The sequence below is a fragment of the Blautia sp. SF-50 genome (assembly GCF_900101315.1).
GTDB lineage: Bacteria > Bacillota > Clostridia > Lachnospirales > Lachnospiraceae > Blautia_A > Blautia_A fusiformis.
This window is the reverse complement of record NZ_FMUW01000001.1, coordinates 237184-253751: the sequence shown is the minus strand read 5'-3', so window position 1 is coordinate 253751 and position 16568 is coordinate 237184. Positions and strand designations below refer to the sequence as shown.

The following is a 16568-nucleotide window of genomic DNA, read 5'->3' as shown; positions in this document are numbered from 1 at the left end:
GTGCCTTATAATATAATAACTCAATGTGACGTAGTGCGAAGATGCTTGAGCCAATAGCCCCGGCGACGGCATTTTATCAGCGGTTTCGGACATTTCCGCGATTTATTTTGCACCCGCGTTTCCATTTACTTTTTTTCGCGGAAGTACCGCGGTTTGAGAAACATTATCGTTGATAAATAACAGGAGGTAGGACCATGCAGACTTATATGGCTAATCCGGATAAAATCGAAAGAAAATGGTATGTAGTTGACGCAGAGGGTTGCACTCTGGGACGTCTGGCATCCGGTGTTGCAAGTGTTTTAAGAGGAAAGAACAAACCTCAGTTTACACCGCACGTTGACACAGGAGATTATGTAATCGTTGTAAACGCTGATAAGATCAAAGTTACAGGCAAGAAGCTTGAGCAGAAGATTTATTATAACCACTCCGACTATGTTGGTGGAATGAAAGAAACCACATTAAAAGAAATGTTAGCAAAGAAACCTGAGAAGGTTATCGAGCTCGCAGTTAAGGGAATGCTTCCGAAAGGACCTCTTGGAAGAGCTATGAACAAGAAACTTTTCGTATATGCAGGACCAGAGCACAAACATGAGGCTCAGAAGCCTGAAGTTTTAACATTTTAATAGGAGGTAGAAAACATTGGCTAGCGCAAAATTCTACGGAACAGGAAGAAGAAAGAAATCAATCGCAAGAGTTTACCTGGTACCTGGAACAGGTAAAATCACTATCAATAAAAGAGACATCGATGAGTACTTCGGACTTGAGACTCTGAAGGTTATCGTTCGTCAGCCACTGGCTTTAACAGAGACAGAGGGTAAATTCGACGTGATCGTTAATGTTCACGGCGGTGGATACACAGGACAGGCTGGAGCAATCCGTCATGGTCTTTCCAGAGCACTCCTTGAGGCAGACAAAGACTACAGACCAGCTCTTAAAGCTGCTGGATTCCTTACACGTGATCCACGTATGAAAGAGCGTAAGAAATACGGTCTCAAAGCAGCTCGTCGCGCTCCGCAGTTCAGCAAGCGATAATTCCAATCGAATACGGAAATTTATCAAAACCTCGGAAATTTTTGATTTTCCGGGGTTTTTTTATGCCTGAAAGTTCTTGGATTTTCTAAAAAAGTGGGCGATTTTGAAGTGTAGAACACACGTAGCGCACAAAACACCTTAAAAAATATATTAAGTATATTGCAAAGAAAAATTGCGTATGATATAATGCCAGTAGGCAAAAGGTATTAAAGTGTTTATAACAAAAAGAGTGAAAGCCCTTGAAGTTGCAGCTTCTTGGGCTTTCTTCTTATTTTATTATAGTGGATAAGAAACCACTAGGCTATTTGTTGTCCCTATCATGTCTGTCTAACCATTTGCAGATGAGATGGCAAGTAACACCTGCCGCAACAGTGATGATAAAGGTAATTAAAGTGTCTATAACGTTCACCTCCTCCCGTTGCCGGGTTTCGGTTGGACAACAATAGTATTATAGCATAGAACAATACGGACGGGAAGCAAATATATTTGCCCTTTATGGCAGTGTATTTGCAGGAACGGTGTAGCGCCGAAAAAATTGAAAGCAATGTATGAGACACTTTAATAGATATTTGATCAGACAAGGACTCTGATCGGACGAATGGGAGGTATGCTTCATGCCGTTACAGATTATCAGAAACGATATTACAAAAATGCGCGTTGACGCAATCGTCAATGCTGCCAACACTTCTCTTTTGGGCGGCGGTGGTGTGGACGGCTGCATTCATCGTGCCGCCGGACCGGAACTGCTTGCAGAATGCAGTACGCTGCATGGCTGCGAGACTGGCAGCGCAAAAATCACAAAGGGATATCGCCTGCCCTGCAAATATGTGATTCATGCAGTCGGCCCGCGCTGGCGAGATGGCAAGCATCAGGAACAACAGCTTCTGGAATCCTGTTATCGGACATCTTTGAACCTGGCAAAAGAAAATGGCTGTCAGTCGGTGGCCTTTCCGCTGATTTCCTCCGGCATCTACGGCTATCCAAAAGACCAGGCTCTGAAGGTTGCAGTCGATACCATCAGTGCATTCTTGCTGGAAAATGAGATGATGGTCTACATCGTTATCTTTGATAAGAAGGCATATCAGATTAGCGGAAAACTGTTTGCTGATATCGCGGCGTACATAGATGACTGGTATGTGGATGAACATACCGACAGTCGAGTAGAACAGAGACGGCGGCTTGAAGCGCTGTCAGAGGAATCCTGCTTTGAAGCTGCATCTGCCCCGCTGCCGTCCGAAGCAATCTGTAAATCTTGCAGCAGTCAATCTCTGGAGGAGGCACTGGGGCAGATTGATGAGAGCTTTTCGGAAATGCTGCTGCGGAAGATTGACGAAAGCGGCATGACGGATGCCCAGTGTTACAAGAAGGCAAACATTGACCGGAAACTCTTTTCCAAAATTCGCTCTGATAAATTCTATAAGCCATCCAAACCAACAGTGCTGGCATTTGCTCTCGCTTTGGAGTTGCCGCTTGCCCAGATGCAGGAGATGCTCGGCAAGGCAGGATTTACTCTTTCCCATTCGAGCAAATTCGATATCATTGTAGAATATTTTGTCGAACGGGGAAACTACAATGTGTATGAAATCAACGAGGCATTGTTTGCTTTTGACCAGAGCCTGATCGGGGCATAAGGACAAAGAAATGTCGTTTTCTATGCGACCACTTCACAAAAGAAAATCGCTATATTATGGCTGTAAGGTACGAAACTGAGCAGCCATAATCTTTTGGGAGGACAAGCATATGAGAAAAAATTTAACAGAGATCGTTTTTATCTTAGACCGCAGCGGTTCCATGAGCGGATTGGAACGGGATACCATCGGCGGATTCAATTCCATGATTGAGCAGCAGAAAAAAGCAGAGGGCGAAGCACTGATCTCAACGGTGCTGTTTGACAATGTGAGCGAAGTCCTGCACGACCGTGTAAATGTAAAGGATATCCGACCGATGACTGACCGTGACTACACGGTTCGCGGATGCACAGCACTCTTAGATGCCATCGGCGGTGCGATTCATCACATTGGAAATGTTCATAAGTACGCAAGGCCGGAGGACGTGCCGGAACATACCATGTTCGTAATCACTACGGACGGAATGGAAAATGCCAGCCGCCGGTACAACAGCGAAAAAGTGAAGCAGATGATCGTGCGGCAGAAAGCGAAATACGGTTGGGAGTTTTTGTTCCTTGGTGCCAATATTGACGCAGTAGAGACTGCAAGCCAGTTCGGAATCGGTGCAGATCGTGCAGTCAACTATCAGTGCGACAGTGAAGGAACCGCGTTGAATTATGAAGTGGTCAGCGAAGCAATCAGCTCTGTCCGGTGCAGTGCTCCGCTGAGCGCAGATTGGAAAAAGCGTATAGACGAGGACTACAAAGGGCGTTGCGCGAAGCGGATTTAGACGTAATGATGAATATGTTTTTTTTCTAATGATAAGCTTGAAACATAAGCTAATGCTGCAATCATTGAGTCCATTGGCTTTTTTGACTATTGTACGCAATTTCAAATTTACCCCCGTCAGCGAACTTGCTGAAAATCAGTCATATTGGGGAGAATTTGTTCGCCTTAATAATGTGCTGATTGTTGTGTTTTTGTTATGTGCTACATGGATTTTAGCAGCAATCATATCTTTTATTTCTTTTACAGCCTTTAGATGGACTGATAAGAAACAAGGGTATCAGCTTTCTTCCTTCGTAGAAAAAGAGGACGCAAGTTTGAATTTCTTTATGACAATGATTATCCCGCTTTTGCTTGATGATGTAGGAACGATTCAAGGAGCGGTAACATTCCTTATCCTCATAGATATTGACCAGATTGCTTCCGCTGAAAGAGTAATCACGGTGAACAATGCTGTTCAGTAAAGATTCTCTGATTGCATCCTCTGGATAATCTCTTCTGTCAGTTCGATCCAGATTTGAAAAGGTTGCCTTTCCTTTCTTTTTCTTTCTTTCTCATTATAAATAAGAAAGAAAGGTCAAGGGGTGTAGAAACAAGCATTTTGTTGACTTGCAATAGTCACAAGCCTCGTTGGAAAATCAAAGGGGTGTTTTTTAACCAGTTTTTGGCTTATTCGTTTCGAGAGCAACTTTGAAATCACATTCTGTTGCTTCGGCAATGAGCTGTTCTATCATGGAAATTTCTCCGTTGAGGTTGCAGAAGGTCTTTTTTGTTATATCCAGCGGAGAAAGTTATTGCAATGATAGAAGCAAAGAGTTCAGTAAAAGCAGAAACACCTTAAAAAGTATACAGAGTATATTGCGAAGAAAAATCGCGTATGATATAATGCTCGCAGGCAAAGAGATTATAAGTCCATGCGGACAAAAAAGCAAAAGCCCTCGAAGTTGCAGCTTCCAGGGCTTTCTTCTTATTTCATTTTTTATTACAGTGGACAAGGAATCATCAGGTCAGAGCTCCGCTGTTTGCAGTATAGACGATAATTGTTGATTTTATTACGCAACAGGAATATTCAGTTAGGCTTACGCACAACAGAAAATTCTCATTCAATGCAGAAAGGGGCGGTTTTATGAGACAGGATACACTGGAGGGCAGAGCAAAAACGAAAAACGGTGTCATTCGATTATGCTTTTCGGTGCTTTGTATTTTATTGGAAGCAGCTTTTATCATTATCGTGATCACAAGGCTGAATGAATATGCGGAGATCGTTAATCTGCTGACTAGAGTCTTTGCAGGAATTCTGGTTCTGGCACTATATGCATCCGATCAGACCTCTTCCATGAAAATGCCGTGGATCATTCTGATACTTGTGTTTCCGATCATGGGTGTAGCGCTGTATCTGCTGATCGGATTAAATGGCGGAACCCATAAAATGCGAGAACGATATGCGGATATCGACAGAAAGCTTCTGCCGCTTCTGCCGGACAATCGGGAAAAACTGGAAAATATCAAAAATAAAATCCCCAAAGCAGGAAATATCAGTGAGTATATTTGGAAAAATGCAGGTTATCCCGTATACCAGAATACGGATATTGTTTATTATGATGAGGCGGTAAAGGGATTAGAAGCACAATTATCGGTACTGTCAAAGGCTGAAAAGTTTATTTTTATGGAATACCATGCGATAGAAGATGCAGAGGCCTGGAAAAAGATCCAGAAAGTGCTGGAGGAGCGTGTACAGGCAGGCGTGGAAGTGCGAGTATTTTATGATGATATGGGCTCTATTGGCTTTATTAATACGGATTTTGTAAAAAAGATGGAGCAGATCGGAATCCACTGCCGGGTATTTAATCCGTTTATGCCGGGACTGAATGTATTTCTGAACAACCGTGATCATCGAAAAATAACCGTGATCGATGGAAAAGTAGCTTTCACAGGCGGCTATAATCTGGCAAATGAATATTTTAATTACACCAATCCTTACGGACAATGGAAGGATACCGGGATCCGTCTTGAAGGCGATGCAGTTCAGTCGCTGACAGCAACATTCCTTGAAATGTGGAATGCAGCCAATGACAGGAATAATAATGAGGATTTCAGCAAATATTTTATAAGATCAGAATATAAGGCAGCTCAGAACGGATTTGTACAGCCTTATGCAGATAGTCCAATGGATGATGAACAGGTAGGAGAGGAAGTTTATATCAGCATGGTCAACAAAGCTGAAAAATACTGCTGGTTTATAACGCCATATCTAATCATTACGGATGAAATGACACATGCGCTGTGTCTTGCTGCAAAGCGGGGGATTGATGTCAGGATCATTACACCGGGAATCCCGGATAAAAAAATGATTTACAGTGTTACACGTTCCTTTTATCATGGACTGGTTAAAAATGGAGTGCGGATCTATGAGTGGACACCTGGCTTCTGTCACGCCAAGATGAGCGTGGCAGATGACTGTATGGCAACCTGCGGAACCATAAATCTGGATTACAGAAGCCTTTATCATCATTTTGAAAACGGATGCTTTATGGCAGACAGTCCGGCTGTGTTATCCATAAGAAATGACTTGGAAAAAACAATGAAGGAATGTCGGGAAGTAACAGAACAATACCGGACAGGACGCAGTGCATATCTTCGTCTGGGACAGCTTTTCATGAGATTGTTTGCAGGATTATTGTAAGGAAGAGGTGTAAATCTATGTGTACAGCAGCAACGTATCAGACAAAGGATTTTTATATGGGAAGAACTCTTGACTATGAGTTTTCCTATGGGGAAGAGGTGACCATAACCCCAAGAAATTATGAGTTCGATTTCCGATATGCAGGAAAAGTAAAAACACATTATGCTCTCATAGGAATGGCGTTTGTAGCAGGAGATTATCCGCTTTATTATGATGCGGCTAATGAAAAGGGACTGGGTATGGCAGGACTTAACTTTGTGGGGAATGCGGCATATGCAGAGGAAGTGGCAGAGACAGATAAGGATCTTGTCCAGGTGGCGCAATATGAATTTATTCCATGGATCCTTACCCAGTGTGCTTCGGTGGCTGAAGCAAGGAGGATGCTTTCCAATATGGAGCTTATGGGAACACCCTTCAGTGAACAGCTTCCAACGGCACAGCTTCACTGGATGATCGCAGACAAGGAGGAATGCATCGTTGTAGAATCCATGAAAGACGGAATGCACATCTATGACGATCCTGTTGGCGTACTTACAAATAATCCTCCATTCCCCGGTCAGATGTTTGCACTTAACAATTATGCGGGTGTATCCAGAAAGCAGCCGGAAAGTACATTTGCAGGAGTGCTGGAGCTGGATCCATACAGCAGAGGAATGGGCGGAATGGGAATTCCGGGAGATCTTTCAAGCCAGTCAAGATTTGTAAAGGTTGCATTTACAAAATTAAACGCAATATCCGGAGATGGGGAAAACGAAAGTGTCAGCCAGTTTTTCCATATTTTAGGCTCTGTTGATCAGCAGCGGGGATGCTGTGAGGTATCAGAGGGCGCATATGAGATCACGATCTATACTTCATGCTGCAACACGACAAAGGGAATCTATTATTATACCACATATGATAATCACCAGATAACCGCAGTAGATATGTATGCGGAAAACCTTGATTCAGACAAGCTGATCCGTTATCCGATCATATTAAACGGTGAGATCCGATGGCATAATAAATAAGAACAAGATTTTTACAGAAGATAATGGGTAGGAAGATGGAAAATTATTCAATAGTATTCAGCAGCTTAACCGGTAATACAAAAAAGCTGCCAGTCAGCCGATCGTAGTGTATACAGAGATTTGACTTTACAGCAGAGAAAAATATCAAGTATAATACTATAGCATTATTAAAAATCCCTTCCGGGAAAACAGAAAAACCACAATGATAAAGGAATATAACAAATGAGTATTTTAAATGTAGAACACCTGACCCACGGGTTTGGAGACAGAGCGATTTTCGAAGATGTATCTTTCCGGCTTCTTAAGGGAGAACACATCGGACTTGTAGGCGCTAATGGCGAAGGAAAGTCCACATTTATGAGTATTGTGACCGGAAAACTGATGCCGGATGAGGGCAAGGTAGAGTGGGCAAAAAATGTCCACGCAGGTTATCTGGATCAGCATGCAGTTCTGGAAAAGGGGATGACCATCGGCCAGGTGCTGAAATCCGCTTTTGATCCTCTTCTCAAAAAAGAAGAACGGATGAACGAGATCTGCGACAAGCTGGGAACTGCAGATCCTGACGAGATGGATGGTCTGATGGAAGAGCTTGGAACGATCCAGGACGAACTGACACTTCACGATTTTTATGCGATCGATGCCAAAGTGGAGGAGGTTGCCAGAGCTCTGGGCCTTCTGGATCTTGGGCTTGACCGTGATGTTACGGATCTAAGCGGCGGACAGCGAACCAAGGTACTTCTTGCGAAGCTTCTTCTTGAGAAGCCTGACATCCTGCTTCTGGATGAGCCTACCAACTATCTGGATGAGGAGCATATTGCATGGCTGAAAAGATATCTTCTGGATTATGAGAATGCCTTTATCCTTATTTCCCACGATATTCCCTTCCTGAATTCTGTAGTTAACATTATCTATCATATGGAAAATCAGGAACTGAACCGTTATGTAGGAGATTACGATCATTTTCAGGAGGTCTATGCGGTTAAGAAGGCGCAGCTGGAGGCTGCTTACCGCAAACAGCAGCAGGAGATCAGTGAGCTGAAGGATTTCGTAGCAAGGAATAAGGCACGTGTTTCCACAAGAAACATGGCTATGTCCCGCCAGAAAAAGCTGGACAAGATGGATGTGATCGAGTTGGCAGCAGAGAAGCCGAAGCCGGAGTTCAAATTCCGTTATGGCCGAACACCAGGAAAGATGCTTTTTGAGACCCATGATCTTGTGATCGGTTATGATGAGCCGCTTTCCAAGCCGCTGAATTTTACTATGGAGCGAGGACAGAAGATCGCACTGGTGGGAACCAATGGAATAGGAAAAACAACACTTCTTCGAAGCCTTCTTGGACTGATCAAGCCTCTTTCTGGAAGCGTGGAGCAGGGCGAGAACCTTGAGATCGGATATTTTGAGCAGGAAGTTAAAGGTGAGAATCGAACTACCTGTATCGAAGAGCTCTGGCAGGAATTCCCGTCATTTTCCCAGTATGAAGTGCGTTCCGCGCTGGCAAAATGCGGCCTGACGACCAAGCATATTGAGAGCCAGGTACGAGTTTTAAGCGGTGGTGAGCAGGCAAAAGTGCGTCTTTGCAAGCTGGTGAACCGTGACACCAATATTCTTCTTCTGGACGAGCCTACCAATCATCTGGATGTAGATGCAAAAGACGAGCTGAAAAAAGCTCTCCGGGAATACCGCGGAAGTATCCTTCTCATCTGCCATGAACCGGAATTTTACCAGGATGTGGTAAATGAAGTCTGGGATATGAGCAAGTGGACAACCAAGATATTCTGATAATGGATATAGATATATGGCAGAAAAGACCGATATAATTCGAAAAGTACAATAAATGGGACATAAAGATGACAGCATAAGGGCAGCAGAGTCTGCCAGACAGAATACAGAGGACAAATAAATGAAAGAAACACAATTGAAAAAATTCAGTATCGTTATGGAGGGCGGCGGTATGCGGGGCTTGTATACAGCCGGTGTGATCGATGTTCTGATGGAAAATGAGATTTACGCAGACAGTGCGGTGGGCGTATCGGCTGGAGCTGTTTTTGGATGCAATTATAAGTCCAGGCAGATCGGAAGAGTTCTTCGCTATAACAAAAAGTACTGCAAGGATAAAAGACTTGCAAGCATCCGGAACTGGATCACCACAGGAGATGTATACAGCCGGGAATTCGGATATTATGAACTGCCCTGGAAACTGGATATTTTTGACCGTCAGACCTACGCAGAAAATCCCATGAAATTTACAGTGGTGTGTACGGACCTGGATACAGGAAAACCGGTGTATCATGAATGTCCCAACGGAGATGTGGAGGATATTGAATGGATGCGCGCATCTGCATCGATCCCGATAGCCTCCCGACCGGTGAAGCTTGGGGGAAAGAGACTTCTGGACGGTGGTGTGTCTGATCCGATCCCGGTTAAGTGGATGCTTTCCAGGGGATACGAAAAAAACGTAGTGGTGCTTACCAGAGATGTGAAGTACCGAAAAAAAGCGAACCCGAAGATGCAGCTTTTTCTGAAAGCAGTATTACATAAATATCCGGCTTTTCTGAAGGATCTGGAGGAACGGCATATCCATTATAATGAAACACTGGAGGAACTGTCTGCTCTGGAAAAAGAGGGTCGCGTTCATATCATCCGTCCGAGCAGTCCCATCCAGGCGGCGATGATCGAGCGTGATGAGAGCAATCTGGAGCGGATCTACCAGACAGGAAGAGCAGATATGAAAAAGGATCTGGAGAAGCTGAAAGCCTACCTGGATTCCTGAATCACAGACCGAAACAAAATTCGACTTATACCCCTTTCTATGTTATGATATTGGATATCATTACAACAGAAAGGGGTATTTTCAATGGGAGAAAAACCTCAGAATATAAAACACAGACATATAAGCCTGGGCGTGCTTGCCCATGTGGATGCAGGAAAGACGACATTATCGGAAGGCCTGCTTTTTAAATGCGGAAGGATCCGGAAAATCGGAAGAGTCGATCACAAGGATGCGTATCTGGATACCTATGAGCTTGAGAGGGAGAGAGGAATCACCATTTTTTCAAAGCAGGCAGTTTTTTCCATGGGGGATATGGAAGTGACACTTCTGGATACGCCGGGGCATGTGGATTTTTCTGCTGAGATGGAGCGTACCCTGCAGGTGCTGGATTATGCGATCCTGGTGATCAACGGAGCAGATGGTGTGCAAGGGCATACACAGACATTGTGGAGACTGCTGACACAGTATAAGATCCCAACATTTCTTTTTGTAAATAAAATGGATCAGGAAGGAACAGACAGGGAAAGACTTCTTGAGGAGCTGAAGAAGAAATTAAGCGGATGCTGTGTGGATTTTAGTGGAGAACTGGAATGCTCCGGTGCAGAAGCAGCAGGGAAAAAGGAGAATCCTGTGGATAACTCCGGGAAATCTCCGTCAGCTGAAGGAATGCAGCTGAAAGACAACGCCAATGAAGCAGAAAAAGAGAATATATTCGAAACGCAGGGCGCTTCTGATAAAATAAATGGAACTGATGATTTTCTGGAAAATATCGCCATGTGTGAGGAGAACCTTCTGGAAAGCTTCCTGGAAACAGGAACGATCACAAAAAAGGACGTGGCAGAGCTGATCCTGGAACGAAAGCTTTTTCCATGCTTTTTTGGATCTGCCTTGAAGATGGAAGGCGTAGATGCTTTTATCCATGGAATGGAGACCTACATGGCAGTACCGTCCTATCCCGCGGAATTCGGAGCCAGGATCTTTAAGATCGCCAGAGATGAGCAGGGAAACCGTCTCACTTATATGAAGATCACCGGCGGCAGCCTGAAGGTTAAGGAGACGCTGACCAATGCAGGAAGAAATGGTATTCCGGCAGATGAAATCTGGGAGGAAAAGGCAGATCAGATCCGTATCTATTCCGGTGCAAAATTTGAAATGCTCAAAGAGGCAGAGGCAGGAACCGTCTGTGCAGTTACAGGTCTTACCGAAACATATCCGGGAGAGGGACTTGGCATTGAGGCGGATTCTGCCATGCCGGTGCTGGAACCGGTACTGAATTATCAGATCATCCTTCCGGAGGGCTGTGACGCTCACAGGATGCTGAAAAGCCTGAAGGAGCTGGAGGAGGAAGAACCGCAGCTTCATATCATGTGGGATGAGCAGCTGGGAGAGATCCACGCCATGCTGATGGGCGAGGTACAGATCGAGATCCTGAAGCATCTGATCTGGAAGCGCTTTCATGTGGCAGTAGAATTTGGAACCGGTAATATCGTATACAAAGAAACCATTGCCGCACCGGTGGAAGGCGTGGGACATTTTGAACCGCTTCGTCATTATGCAGAGGTGCATCTTCTTCTGGAACCGGGAGAGAGAGGAAGCGGACTGCAGTTTTTTACCGCGGCAAATGAAGATCAGCTGGATCGGAACTGGCAGCGGCTGATCCTGACACATCTGGAGGAAAAAGAGCATCTGGGAGTCCTTACCGGATCACCCATCACCGATATGCAGATCACACTTCTCACCGGGCGGGCACATCAGAAGCATACGGAAGGTGGAGATTTCCGGCAGGCGACCTACCGTGCTGTGCGCCAGGGCCTCAAGAAAGCGGAGACAGTTCTTCTGGAACCCTATTACAGCTTCCGACTTGAGGTTCCGGCAGAAAATGTAGGACGTGCCATGACGGATATCCAGAGGATGCAGGGAACCTTTCAGGGGCCGGAAACCCAGGGAGAGCTGTCGGTGATCACAGGAAGTGCGCCGGTGGCAAAAATGAGGGATTATCAGAGCCAGGTAGTTTCCTACACAAGAGGCAGAGGTCATCTGACCTGTACTCTGAAGGGCTATGAACCCTGTCAGGATCAGGAGCAGATCGCAGAGGAGATCGGCTATGATTCCGAGAGAGATCTTGAGAATCCTACAGGCTCTGTATTCTGTGCCCATGGAGCAGGCTTCGTGGTTCCCTGGTATGAGGTAGAAGAATATATGCATCTGGAAGGAGCTCAGCTTTCGGACAGTAATGATGCCTATGAGGATTCCGACAACAGCTTTGCAGGAGTGCGTTCAGTTCAGGGAACAGCCAAAAACAGTCCGGATCACAGAACAGCCAATGCCGGCCGTGGAAAATATACCTCCATGTATGGAAGCTACGAAGAGGAAAAAGAACTGAAGGCAATCTTTGAGAAAACCTTTGGTCCGGTGAGCTCAAAAAAATACAGCAGTAACAGCCGAAGCTTCGGAAATACGGAAAGCGGAAGCAGCTTTTCCGGGAAGGGAGGCAAAGATGCAGCAGATTCTGGCCTTCCGGCAAAATCCGATCACGGCGCCTGGAGAAACAGCAGTCCGGCCATCCACAGAGAGGACTATCTGCTGGTGGACGGCTGCAATATCATATTTGCCTGGGAGGATTTAAGAGATCTGGCACAGGCAGACTTTCATGCGGCACAGTCCAGGTTAATGGATATATTAAGCGATTATCAGGGAATCAAGGGCTGCATCCTGATCCTGGTATTTGATGCCTACCGTGTGGAGGGCCATCCGGAGGAAACCTTCCAGTATCATAACATTCATGTTGTCTATACAAAAGAAGCGGAAACTGCAGACCAGTATATTGAACGCACTGTCCATAAAATTGGACGGAAGCATAACGTGACAGTTGCCACATCAGACGGACTGGAGCAGATCATCATTATGGGACAGGGAGCCGCCAGGATCTCAGCGCGCGGATTCAAAGATGAGATCGCTTCCGCAAAACAGCAGATGAGAGAAGAATGGCAGGAGCGCAGAGACAACAGCAAAACCTATCTCTTTGACAGTATGACACCGGAACTGAAATCTCATATGGAAGACATCCGTCTGGGAAGAAAGAAAAAAGAAGAATTATAACAAAAAATATATGCCCTCATTGTGGGCATATTTCACAAAAATAAAAAAACTTTTTGAATTCTTTTGCAAATAAATGGGAAAAGTAGTAAAATAAGGATAGAATCCTCAGTGAGAAGCTCCTTGTCTGGATATATAACCTGGCAGGGAGCTTTCATTAGAGCACAATAAGCGCCAGGATAACAAAAGAAAAGTAAAAAAACGAAAGGAAGTGGAAAAATGTTTGAAACAGGCGAATATGTTGTGTATGGTCGTACCGGCATCTGCCAGGTAACAGGAGTTACCACAATGAGGGTGGATGGTTCCTCCGGCGAGAAGCTTTATTATGTACTGAGGCCCGGAGGAGAAACAGATGGGAAGATATTTACACCGGTGGAAGGTGGAAAGCAGGTGCTTCGCGGAATCATTACGAGGGAAGAAGCGGAGAGGCTTATCGATGAGATCCCATCCATTGAGACACTGAGTATTGAGAATGAGAAATTCCGGGAGGATAGCTACAAGAAATGCATCCGTACCTGTGAATGCAGAGATCTTCTTCGGATCATCAAGACGATCTACGTCAGAAAACAGGCCAGATTATCTCATGGCAAAAAAACAACCGCTACAGACGAGCGGTATCTGAAGCTTGCAGAGGATCATCTCTATTCTGAATTTTCCATGTTACTGGATATCCCCAAAGAACATATGGCAGATTATATTGAACAGCGAGTACACCAGCAGAAGGAAGCCGAAGAACAGGTATGCGCTGTTTGACAAAGCAGAGCGTATCTGCTATGGTATTTCCGGTAACCTTCCAGAAATCCTGTATCTGTGACAGAAGCTTCACAGGAAGTGGAGAACAGATTCAGGATCAGTCTGAATGTTATAAAGAAAAGGAGATGCCAGAGAAATGAGAGAACAGCTTACCCGCAAGGATGTTGAAAAAATAGAGCAGGAGATCGAACACCGTAAACTGGTAGTACGTAAGGAAGCCATTGAGGCGGTCAAGGAGGCACGTGCCCAGGGAGACTTAAGTGAGAACTTTGAGTATTATGCAGCCAAGAAGCATAAGAATCAGAACGAGAGCCGCATCCGTTATCTGGAGAGGATGCTGAAGACTGCATCCATTGTATCCGATGCTTCCAGATCTGACGAAGTGGGAATGGACGATATCGTGGAAGTTCTTTTTGAAGAAGATAATGAGGTGGAGAAGTACAAGCTGGTTACTTCCATCCGCGGAAATTCCATGGAAAACCGTATCAGTATTGAATCGCCTATCGGCAAGGCACTGCGCGGTCATCGTGTAGGAGACCGGGTGGAAGTAAAGGTCAATGATGATTACAGCTATTACCTTGTAATAAAATCCATCGACAAGACCGGATCTGAGGATGAGGAGATCCGCGGATTCTGATCACAGATCGCAGGGCAGCTCTGCTCATGAGCATGCAGCTCAGCGGAATGAGAATATCCGCAGCACAAAACACATCATAAGGATAAAAATAACTGTACGATATATAGGACAGAGAGATCCTGACGGGAAATCGGTTTCCCTTAACAGGATCCTCTGTTTTATTTTTTTTACACAGATTTTACATTCCAGTGGGGAAAATTTTACAATAGGCCGCTATTATGAAAATCGTTGAAATGAGAAAAAAGGAAATCAAACATATCAAAAAGAGAAAGTGAAGGAGAGTATTATGGACTTTTTCAGCGTACTGGCATTGCTTGGCGGCCTTGCTATTTTCCTTTATGGAATGAACTTAATGGGAGACGGGCTTGCGAAGGTTGCAGGCGGAAAGCTTGAGCGGATCCTGGAGACACTTACCTCCAATCCCATCAGAGCTGTTCTTCTTGGAATGGGTGTGACTGCAGTGATCCAGTCATCCTCGGCAACTACCGTTATGGTCGTTGGTTTTGTAAACTCGGGAATCATGAAGCTGTCCCAGGTTGTGGGAATCATCATGGGTGCCAATATCGGTACTACCGTAACCTCATGGATCTTAAGTCTTACAGGTATCCAGAGTGATAACTTTATTATCCGGCTTTTTAAGCCGACGTCATTTTCACCGATACTGGCACTGATCGGCGTGGTTCTGATCATGTTTACAAAAAGCCAGAAGAAAAAGGACGTGGGAGCGATCTTTGTAGGCTTTGCGATCCTGATGTATGGAATGAATGCCATGAGCGGAGCTGTGGAACCTCTTGCAGAGGTACCGGAGTTTACCGGAATGCTGGTGAAATTCTCCAATCCGATCCTTGGAGTTGTGGCCGGAGCAGTGCTGACAGCGATCATCCAGTCGTCCTCTGCATCGGTTGGTATCCTCCAGGCACTGTGCCTTACCGGAATGGTACCGTTCAGTGCAGCACTTCCTATTATCATGGGACAGAATATCGGTACCTGTATCACTGCGATCCTTTCAGCCATCGGAGCCAGCAAAAACGCAAAACGTGCGGCTATGGTCCATCTGTATTTCAATCTGATCGGAACCATGCTGTTCATGGCAGTATTTTATGCGATAAATGCAGCAGTACATTTTTCATTTATGGCACAGGCAGCGACTCCGGCCGGGATCGCGATCCTGCACAGTGCCTTCAATATCACGGCAACTCTTGTTCTTCTTCCGTTTGGAAAGGCTCTGGAGAAGCTTGCCTGTCTTACTATCCGCGACAGGAAGGAAGAGGAGGAGAAGGTGGCAGCAGATCCGGATTTCATGATCCTGGAAAGCCGTTTTCTGGAGAAACCTGCATTTGCAGTTGAGCAGAGCAGGAATGCAGCGAAAAAAATGGCAGAGGATTCTCACAGAACTCTGTTTACAGCCCTGGACCTTCTGAAGAATTTCAGCACAGAAGGAAAGGCTCTGGTGGAAGAAGCAGAGAAAAAGGTAGACCGTTATGAGGATGAACTTGGAACCGATCTTGTAAAACTGAACCAGAAGGATCTTTCCGTTCATGACAGTCACAGCGTTTCCATCATGCTCCACTGTATCGGTGATTTCGAGAGGATTTCCGATCACGGTGTGAACATCATGGAATCCGCACAGGAGCTTTATGAAAAAGGCCTGAAGTTTTCGGATAAGGCGCTGGAAGAGTTACGTGTCATGGAGCATGCGGTGGAAGACATTGTAGATATTGCTTACAAGGTTTACGAAAATCAGGATGTGCAGCTTGCGAGAGAGATCGAGCCACTGGAGGAAGTGATCGATGAACTCAGCAAGGAACTGAAGTACCGGCATATCCAGAGACTTCGCGCCGGAGAATGTACTATTGAAATGGGATTCATCTTGTCCGATGTGACTACCAGCCTGGAGCGTGTGGCAGATCACTGTTCCAATATCGGTGTTTGTGTGACACAGGTTCATGAAGATGCTTTTGATACACATCAGCACCTGAAGCAGATCAAACATGGGCCGGACGAAACCTTCTACCGTGCGCTGGAGGTGATCCGGAATCAGTATCAGCTTCCGGAAATAAAGGATGAGCCGGCGGCAGCCCAGATGGCAGCGGCAGGCAGCCAATAAAAAGATATCGAAATAATGCTATGCCCTGGTTATCTGTATCAGCAGACGGCCAGGGCTTGTGCAGTAAAAAGAAAGCAGTTATACTGAAGG

Annotated in this window: 14 protein-coding genes; all 14 read left to right on the top strand. The window is 45.3% G+C overall.

Annotation, left to right across the window (positions count from 1 at the left end; translation table 11 throughout):
* The first annotated feature begins 194 nt into the window (after positions 1-194).
* Positions 195-623: a 50S ribosomal protein L13 gene (gene rplM / locus BLP57_RS01145; protein ID WP_021650595.1), complete on the top strand. Its 429-nt coding sequence runs from the start codon at positions 195-197 to the stop codon at positions 621-623.
* A 16-nt stretch (positions 624-639) separates the two neighbouring features.
* Entirely contained in the window at positions 640-1032 is a 393-nt protein-coding gene (gene rpsI, locus BLP57_RS01140) for a 30S ribosomal protein S9 (RefSeq protein ID WP_059086106.1), read from the top strand.
* A gap of 614 nt (positions 1033-1646) precedes the next feature.
* Complete coding sequence (locus tag BLP57_RS01135; RefSeq protein WP_092068680.1) at positions 1647-2663, top strand: O-acetyl-ADP-ribose deacetylase; 1017 nt, start codon at positions 1647-1649, stop codon at positions 2661-2663.
* A 109-nt stretch (positions 2664-2772) separates the two neighbouring features.
* Complete coding sequence (locus BLP57_RS01130; protein ID WP_092068676.1) at positions 2773-3429, top strand: vWA domain-containing protein; 657 nt, start codon at positions 2773-2775, stop codon at positions 3427-3429.
* Positions 3430-3481: 52 nt separating this feature from the next.
* A complete protein-coding gene (locus BLP57_RS17740) occupies positions 3482-3889 on the top strand; it encodes a hypothetical protein (protein ID WP_173739341.1) in 408 nt (135 codons plus the stop codon).
* Positions 3890-4551: 662 nt separating this feature from the next.
* Positions 4552-6108, top strand: a complete 1557-nt coding sequence (gene cls, locus BLP57_RS01120; RefSeq protein WP_092068670.1) for a cardiolipin synthase — start codon at positions 4552-4554, stop codon at positions 6106-6108.
* Positions 6109-6125: 17 nt separating this feature from the next.
* Positions 6126-7115 carry a choloylglycine hydrolase gene (gene bsh / locus BLP57_RS01115; protein WP_092068667.1) on the top strand — a complete coding sequence of 330 codons (990 nt, stop codon included), beginning with the start codon at positions 6126-6128 and terminating at the stop codon, positions 7113-7115.
* Between the two features lie 222 nt (positions 7116-7337).
* Complete coding sequence (locus BLP57_RS01110) at positions 7338-8894, top strand: ABC-F family ATP-binding cassette domain-containing protein (protein ID WP_021652255.1); 1557 nt, start codon at positions 7338-7340, stop codon at positions 8892-8894.
* A gap of 121 nt (positions 8895-9015) precedes the next feature.
* Positions 9016-9885 carry a patatin-like phospholipase family protein gene (locus tag BLP57_RS01105; protein ID WP_092068663.1) on the top strand — a complete coding sequence of 290 codons (870 nt, stop codon included), beginning with the start codon at positions 9016-9018 and terminating at the stop codon, positions 9883-9885.
* An 84-nt stretch (positions 9886-9969) separates the two neighbouring features.
* Positions 9970-12984, top strand: a complete 3015-nt coding sequence (locus tag BLP57_RS01100) for a translation factor GTPase family protein (protein WP_092068660.1) — start codon at positions 9970-9972, stop codon at positions 12982-12984.
* A 216-nt stretch (positions 12985-13200) separates the two neighbouring features.
* Positions 13201-13734: a CarD family transcriptional regulator gene (locus BLP57_RS01095; protein ID WP_022427065.1), complete on the top strand. Its 534-nt coding sequence runs from the start codon at positions 13201-13203 to the stop codon at positions 13732-13734.
* Complete coding sequence (locus tag BLP57_RS17735; protein ID WP_158526432.1) at positions 13731-13874, top strand: hypothetical protein; 144 nt, start codon at positions 13731-13733, stop codon at positions 13872-13874. The genes BLP57_RS01095 and BLP57_RS17735 overlap by 4 nt, the downstream gene beginning before the upstream one ends.
* Positions 13871-14371 carry a transcription elongation factor GreA gene (greA, locus tag BLP57_RS01090; protein WP_015527340.1) on the top strand — a complete coding sequence of 167 codons (501 nt, stop codon included), beginning with the start codon at positions 13871-13873 and terminating at the stop codon, positions 14369-14371. Before BLP57_RS17735 ends, greA begins: the two co-directional genes overlap by 4 nt.
* A 286-nt stretch (positions 14372-14657) precedes the next feature.
* A complete protein-coding gene (locus tag BLP57_RS01085) occupies positions 14658-16478 on the top strand; it encodes a Na/Pi cotransporter family protein (RefSeq protein WP_092068656.1) in 1821 nt (606 codons plus the stop codon).
* The last annotated feature ends 90 nt before the right edge of the window (positions 16479-16568 follow it).